This is a genomic window from Wolbachia endosymbiont of Mansonella perstans (genome assembly GCF_020278605.1).
Taxonomy (GTDB): Bacteria; Pseudomonadota; Alphaproteobacteria; order Rickettsiales; family Anaplasmataceae; genus Wolbachia.
In genome coordinates, this window is record NZ_JACZHU010000058.1 from 1 (window position 1) to 6,947 (window position 6,947).

General features: G+C 37.0%; 6 protein-coding genes and 1 pseudogene. 4 read left to right on the plus strand and 3 right to left on the minus strand.

Translation table 11 applies throughout. The features are described from left to right. Positions 1–397: 397 nt before the first annotated feature. From rpmF to IHO13_RS03865, 3 genes are read left to right on the plus strand one after another with little or no spacing between them, the layout of a single operon-like run. On the plus strand, positions 398–580 hold the full coding sequence (rpmF, locus tag IHO13_RS03855) for a 50S ribosomal protein L32 (RefSeq protein ID WP_225536703.1): 183 nt from the start codon (positions 398–400) through the stop codon (positions 578–580). A 10-nt stretch (positions 581–590) separates the two neighbouring features. Further along, positions 591–1,628 carry a phosphate acyltransferase PlsX gene (gene plsX / locus IHO13_RS03860; protein ID WP_225538359.1) on the plus strand — a complete coding sequence of 346 codons (1,038 nt, stop codon included), beginning with the start codon at positions 591–593 and terminating at the stop codon, positions 1,626–1,628. Continuing rightward, positions 1,621–2,601 (plus strand): beta-ketoacyl-ACP synthase III, encoded by a 981-nt coding sequence (locus IHO13_RS03865; RefSeq protein ID WP_225538360.1) that lies wholly within the window; start codon positions 1,621–1,623, stop codon positions 2,599–2,601. Before plsX ends, IHO13_RS03865 begins: the two co-directional genes overlap by 8 nt. A gap of 5 nt (positions 2,602–2,606) precedes the next feature. On the opposite strand, the gene IHO13_RS03870 is transcribed toward IHO13_RS03865, so the two are convergent. The 3 genes and pseudogenes from IHO13_RS03870 to mnmG all read right to left on the minus strand — a co-directional run bounded on the left by IHO13_RS03870 (position 2,607) and on the right by mnmG (position 6,698). After that, on the minus strand, positions 2,607–2,978 hold the full coding sequence (locus IHO13_RS03870) for a hypothetical protein (RefSeq protein WP_225538361.1): 372 nt from the start codon (positions 2,976–2,978) through the stop codon (positions 2,607–2,609). Between the two features lie 123 nt (positions 2,979–3,101). Beyond that, positions 3,102–4,766 (minus strand): annotated as a pseudogene (locus IHO13_RS05980) (aminopeptidase family protein P). A 9-nt stretch (positions 4,767–4,775) separates the two neighbouring features. Beyond that, complete coding sequence (mnmG, locus tag IHO13_RS03895) at positions 4,776–6,698, minus strand: tRNA uridine-5-carboxymethylaminomethyl(34) synthesis enzyme MnmG (protein ID WP_225538366.1); 1,923 nt, start codon at positions 6,696–6,698, stop codon at positions 4,776–4,778. A 50-nt stretch (positions 6,699–6,748) separates the two neighbouring features. On the opposite strand from mnmG, the gene IHO13_RS03900 reads away from it, so the two are divergent. Next, positions 6,749–6,947, plus strand: a 199-nt coding sequence (locus tag IHO13_RS03900; protein WP_225538364.1) for a hypothetical protein, incomplete at its 3' end; no start/stop codon positions are given.

Sequence of the window (6,947 nt, forward strand, 5' to 3'; positions counted from 1 at the left end):
TTTCTCATCTGGTAAGTTTCTTAAATATTTATTACTAAAGTAGTATTCAGGATCCTGGTGTCAAGCACTGGAATGACAGGAAAAGGGACCACTTGGGTGGAATCCTACTAGGCTACTTGGGTGACAAGAAAAGGAGATGCTGGAATGACATCGTAGGAATTGGAATGCAGGGGACGGCTACTTGAATGACACCCTCGTGGTAGGCTCAAATTACAGTGTTCATACAACTGTACGTTTCTTCTAAAACCACAATGCAAGAAGTCTTTTGACTAAGGTACCCAGTTTAAAGCTTAGGGGTATAGATAAACCTTACTTATTTTACTATCACTGTTTACTTCTTGTAAAAAACATGTTACTAATAAATTGGTAAAATTTTCGGTAAATAACGGAGGAAGTTTTGGCAGTTCCGAAAAGAAAAAAGTCAAAGTCAAGGCGTGACATGCATCGCTCTCATCATGCTGTTCAGCCTAAGAACATTGTGGTATGCACAACAACTGGGGAGTTTATGTTACCTCACAATATAGCAGTTGACGGCAGTTACAAAGGAAAACGGGTCTTCATCAAACAACAGGTAGAATAACTATCATGATATGTTACCCACAGTCAACAATAACATAGCCATTGCACTTGACGCCATGGGAGGTGATTTTGCACCCCTCTCAGTGATTCAAGGTGCTAGTTTTTTTTTAGATAACCTTGTTGACCCAGGTGTTAAAGTTTTCTTTCACATTTATGGGGATCAAAAAGAAGTATCTCCTTTGCTTTTAAAATATAAGAAAGTAAGTAACGATTCTGAGTTTAATCACTGTTCTGATAATGTTCTCGCAAACGATAAGCCATCTTTTGCGCTTAGGCATCGTAAAGACTCAAGTATGAAAGCGGCTATTGAAGCAGTAAAAGAAGGTAAAGCTTCTGGGATAGTATCCTCAGGTAATACCGGAGCATTAATGGCAATTTCCAGATTTGTTTTAGGAACATTGCCAAACATTTATCGTCCCGCTATCGTATCTGTTTGTCCAACTAAGACAAAAAGCTTTGCACTACTTGACCTTGGTGCAAATGTCGATTGTAATACTGACTCATTATTTCAATTTGCATTAATGGGAAGTATATTTGCAAAAATAGCATTAAAAGTTGACAATCCTGAGGTTGCTTTGTTAAATATTGGCACGGAAGAAGTTAAAGGCAGTGACTCAGTACGAGGAGCCTTTGAGTTACTAAAGAATACTCCAAGTATTAGCTTCAAAGGATATGTAGAGGCAAGTGAATTTTTAGAGGGTAACGTAGATGTGATTGTTGCTGATGGTTTTGTTGGCAATGTAATGCTCAAAACGGCTGAGGCAACCGCTAGTACTTTCATTAATCTAATAAAACAGGAGGTATTCAATTCATGGACAGCAAAAATGCTTGTTGGCATATTGTTGAAACCAAAGCTAAATAAAGCATTAGTGCGTTTTAACCCCAAAATTAGAAGTGGTGCTATGTTTTTAGGGCTAAATGGTATCGTTATTAAAAGCCATGGAAATTCTGATGCTGTTTCTTTTGCTCATGCTATAAAATTTGCAGTAAATGCCATCAGTGAAAATTTAAACCAGAAGATAATTAGTGAGGTAAGTCACATTGAGTAGAAGTTTTATATTAAGCACTGGATCTTGTCTGCCAAAAAAAATATTGAGTAATGACGAAATTGCACTAATGGTTGAGACAAGTGATGAGTGGATTAGACATAGAACAGGAATAACTCAAAGGCATATAGCAGACGAAGGAGAATTAACGTCAGATCTAGCTGTCAATGCAGCAGAAAATGCTATAGAAAAAGCTCAAATCTCAGTAGATGAAGTTAGTTTAATTATAGTGGCAACAACAACACCTGATAAAACTTTTCCTAGTTGCGCAACTATTGTACAAAGTAAGCTAAAATGCAAAAACGCATTCGCCTTTGATGTGCAAGCAGCATGCTCTGGTTTTATATATGCAGTTACAATTGCTGATTCGCTTATAAAAGCTAACAATGGAATTAAATATGCACTGGTTATAGGTGCCGAAATAATGTCTAGGATTGTTGATTGGAAAGATAGGTCAACTTGTGTGCTCTTTGGTGATGGTGCCGGCGCGGTGGTAATAAAATCTGCGGCACATTGTAATGAAATAACAGAGCACTCTACAAGGGGTATAATGTCAGCTAACCTATATTCCGATGGCAATGTAGATGTATTGTGTACCAGCGGAGGAATATCTTCAACTGGTGATTCTGGAAAAATATGCATGAATGGAAGAGAAGTGTTTAAGTGTGCAGTGAATAAGTTAACAGCCTCAATAGAGGAAACACTAAAATGCAATAATTTGAAAATTGCTGATATTGATTGGCTGATCCCCCATCAAGCAAACATCCGTATCATTGGAGCTATAGTAAAGAAATTAGGCTTTTCTATGGAAAAAGTAGCTAATACAGTTGATCAACACGCAAATACTTCAGCAGCATCAATCCCGCTAGCACTTGATTATGCAATACAAAAGTCAAAAATAAAACCAGGGAGCCTGGGATTACTGATTGCAATAGGTGCAGGTTTAACCTGGGGTTCCGTGTTACTGCGCTACTGACAACTTCAGCTATTACTACTTTCGATCTTTTCTATCAATTTCTTGATCAAACCTCTCAGTTTTCTACTGGATTCATCAAGCTCTTGAATCTGCAAGTTATCCTTTTTCATAAGCTCCTTATAATTGCCCTTTATGTAGTCAATCATCTCTTTCATCTGAGCAACCATCTTGTTAATATCCATACCGCCTAAACTAGGTATCATGTCAGGCATAGCTCCGTCTAACATACCACCAGCCATAAGCTGCTGAGACATTTGCATGAATGGCTTTAAGGTCTGATTAAGCAATTCAGGATCCTTGGCTAACTTTTCTATTTGCTCTTTGCAAGTATCCATATACTGCTTCATGAATTCATCGCCTTGCGCTTTATCTGTCATAATTACACCTACTTAAAATACGTATTTTTTCATTATACATTGTTCTCAAGTTAAAAACAATACAAAATGTTCATCACAGCTACATTAATACTTTGTTAAACAGTGAAAAGGCTACTCTTTTAGTCATAAAGAATTGCATATTCCCTTTAACCACTCCTTATCTTTAACACCGTTTTCTAAGTTTTTATAGACAAATCGATGGTAACTATTTATCCACTTAATTTCATCTTGAATAAGCATTTGCACATCTATTAGCCTTCTATCATGTGGAATGGAGATCAATTGTTTAAAGTTTAAGAAACCATTTTCTTGCCTTTTTAACATACATCAGGTTTTCAATTCTTATTCCAGACTCTACTGGAATGTAATAACCAGGTTCATTGGAAAGTTCATCACTGGCATAAGTTTCACTTTATTTCCTTTGATATTGCCTGTGGCCCTTCGTTTACTGATAGATAGCTTCTCACTCCATACCCTGTACCATGCATATAATCTATTCCAAATTTCCATAAGTGAATACGTGACAAGATATCCAATTCTCCACCAGTAGTGTCAAGAGGGAAGACTGCGCTTACTATAGCAATATGAGCTTTAGGTATTATCGTATAAGGACTATTCGTTCATTGGTTGGATTGCCATTGCTACGGTTCTTGTAATATCGGTTGTGCCGTCAAGACATTGGCCACCAGAATCAATCAAATATAGTTCATCTTCCCGAATTACCTCATTTGTCTTACTGCTTGCACGGTAATGAATGATTGCTCCATTTTCATTAAATGCAGAAATTGTTTGGAAAACTTGGTTGCTTAAACAAACCCTGCTCTTTTCTGTACTCTAAAATCTTTTCTTCGGCTTCAAGTTCCGTACCGTTATTATTTTCAAACCAACATAGAAAATTTGTAACTGCTACTCCATCTCGAATGTTTGCATTTATAGCCCTGTTATTTCAATTTGATTTTTTACTGCTTTTATGAATCAAGCAAGGATCCCCTCTTTTAACTACCTGCTTGTTTTGTATTGCAGTCATAATACTCATTGGAGTTGTGCTTAGATCTATCATTATTGAATTTAGCTTGTACAGCAAACTTTCTAGCCCACTAACATCAAAAATATTTATATGGTTGTCTAAATTTGCTTGTACAGTCGAATGCTCTTTGTCTTGAACAAACAAATCAACATTGCCGCTTTTATACAATACAGCGCGTCCTAGTATACATGGAGTATATTTAGCATTTCCACTTCTTAAACTTTATAACCATTAAATTGAATTTGGATTAGTCAAAAGCACTGCCTCAGCTTCTTTATCTATGCTTTTAGCGACTTTTTCACATTTATTCTTACTACTTTCACTGGAGTATTCAGCTGCTACAAAACTGTTGTTTGTTCTCTACTACTAATTTCTTTTTTAATTGAATGTGGCACCAATTTACAAATATCTCCATATTTCCTTATCTCTTTTACAGCAAAACATTGCAAACACTAACCTAGTGAGGTGGTCAATGTTAAGTTTGCTTTTACCCATTTGAGTGAACCCTCTTCTTGTATATTATATACTTGAACACTACCCTGATTAAACTGGTTGCGAGCTTGTGTGATATAGAGCCCATTCATAAAAAATGGGCACTTGTTGTTTTTTGTAACAATAAGTAGCCTATTTGTTCCTGTGAAGCCACACAGTTTTGTTAGCTCTTTTGAATACTCATTTAAATATTCGTCTTTGGTATGCAACATAAACGCATCAACATTTATTTCACGAATAAAAAAGCGAAACTCTTCGATTTTTGACATAAGGTTACCTCACGCAGAATTAGCAGCTAATTTTATCTTCATATTTCTCAAATATACCAATATGCTAACTATTGCCGCTGGAGTTATGCCTTGTATTTGTTTTGCAATGCCGATTGTTGCTGGTTTTATCGCCTGCAACTTTTCTATTACCTCACTTGACAAGCCTTTAACTTGTGAATAGTTAAAATTGATTGGAATTTGAGTATTAACTTCCTCACATAAAAACTTCATATCTGCTTCTTGTCTTACTAGGTAAGGCTTGTATTTTGCTTCAATTGCAACTGTTTCACACACTTCATTTTTAGCTGTATTATACATTTTGATATTATTCAGGCACGCGATGCTATTTAACTCCGGCCATATTTCTTGTAATTTATTCCAATCGATATTGGGGTAGCTAAGTAGATCTAGCGCTGTTTTTCTTATTCCATCATAAGATATTTTAATACCATAGAACCTAAGCTGCTCAGGAGTAATTTTTAGGCTCTTCAACTTCTCCTTAAGCTGCTTAATGGATTTAAGTTTATTCTGTAAAACAGAGTACCTCTCACATGACACAAGAGAAATGTCATAACCTTTTTGTGTGAGCCTCCTATCCGCATTATCTGACCTGATTGCTAGCCTATATTCTGCACGTGAGGTAAATAATCTGTAAGGCTCGGTTACTCCTTTAGTTACCAGATCATCTATCATTACGCCGATATACGAATCTGTGCGTTGAAGAACAAAGCTTTCTTTTTTTCCAGATGCAGAGAGTGCTGCGTTGATTCCAGCAATAATCCCTTGTCCTGCTGCTTCTTCATATCCGGTGGTACCATTAATTTGGCCTGCGAAATATAGACCTTTAATTTTCTTAGTTTCGAGAGTATGAAATAACTCTTGTGGATCAATATAGTAATACTCAACCGTATATCCAGGTCTTAATATTTTTGCGTTTTCAAGCCCCTTAATGCTATTTATCATTTCACGCTGTACTTCGAGAGGCAATGAATTTGAAATTCCATTTGGGTATATAATATCATTATCGAGCCCTTCTGGTTCTAGGAATATTTGATGACTATTTTTTTCTGCAAATTTTTTAACTTTAGCTTCAATAGACGGACAGTATCTTGGTGTAACAACATCATCTAAATATGAAGAAGCTGATCTTTGAAGGTTATCTCGAATTATTCTGTGCGTATTCTCGTTAGTATGAGTAATGAAACAAGAAACCTGGGGTTGGCTAATTTTCTCTGTGAGATAGGAAAACGGTGTAGGTGGATTGTCTCCCACTTGCTCTTGTAATACTGGCCAATTTATAGTGCCACGATCGAGTCTTGGTGGAGTTCCAGTGCGCAATCTACCTAGCTTAAAGTCATATTTCTTCAGCGTATTTGCAAGCCCTACTGCAGATTTGTCCCCCATTCTTCCTGAAGGAGTTGTTTGTTCTCCTATATGAATCACACCACACAGAAAAGTCCCTGTAGTTAGAACGACTTTGCCTATTAATATATGTTCCCCTGAGCTTGTTATTACAGCTTTGATGTGTGCTTCTCCGCTGCTATTACTTTCGATAAGAAAATCATCAACTGACTCTTCTTTTACCGTCAAATTACTATAGTTTAGAATGATATCCTGTATTGCCCGCTTGTATAATTTTCGGTCTGCTTGTGCGCGTGGTCCCCATACTGCTGCACCTCTGCTGCTATTTAGAATGACTGAGTGTATACCTGCTTGATCGATTGCTCTTCCTATTATGCCATCAAGAGCATCAATTTCCCTGACTACAACACCTTTTGCAACTCCTCCAATTGCCGGATTGCAGGACATTTCTCCTATAGTTGAAATTTTATGGGTTATAAGTAGCGTGCTTGCACCAAGGCGAGCTGCAGCTGTAGCTGCTTCACACCCTGCATGACCGCCACCTACTACCACTACATCATATCTATGCATGCTCTCTTGAGTAATTCTTACCCCACTAATATTCCAGCTATCAGCAGTTAATGTCAAATTTTACGGTATCTGTTATCCTAATGTTGCGCACAATCGTACGAACATTTGTTCTAAAAACATTGTGTATGGCAGACTTTACCTCAAACACAAGGTGTTCCAATCCTTGCTGCACAAGGAACGAGCGGACAACAGTAGAAAAGCTACCCAATAGAAACGAAAGAAACTACTTAAAGATTTCTCCAGTTTCCT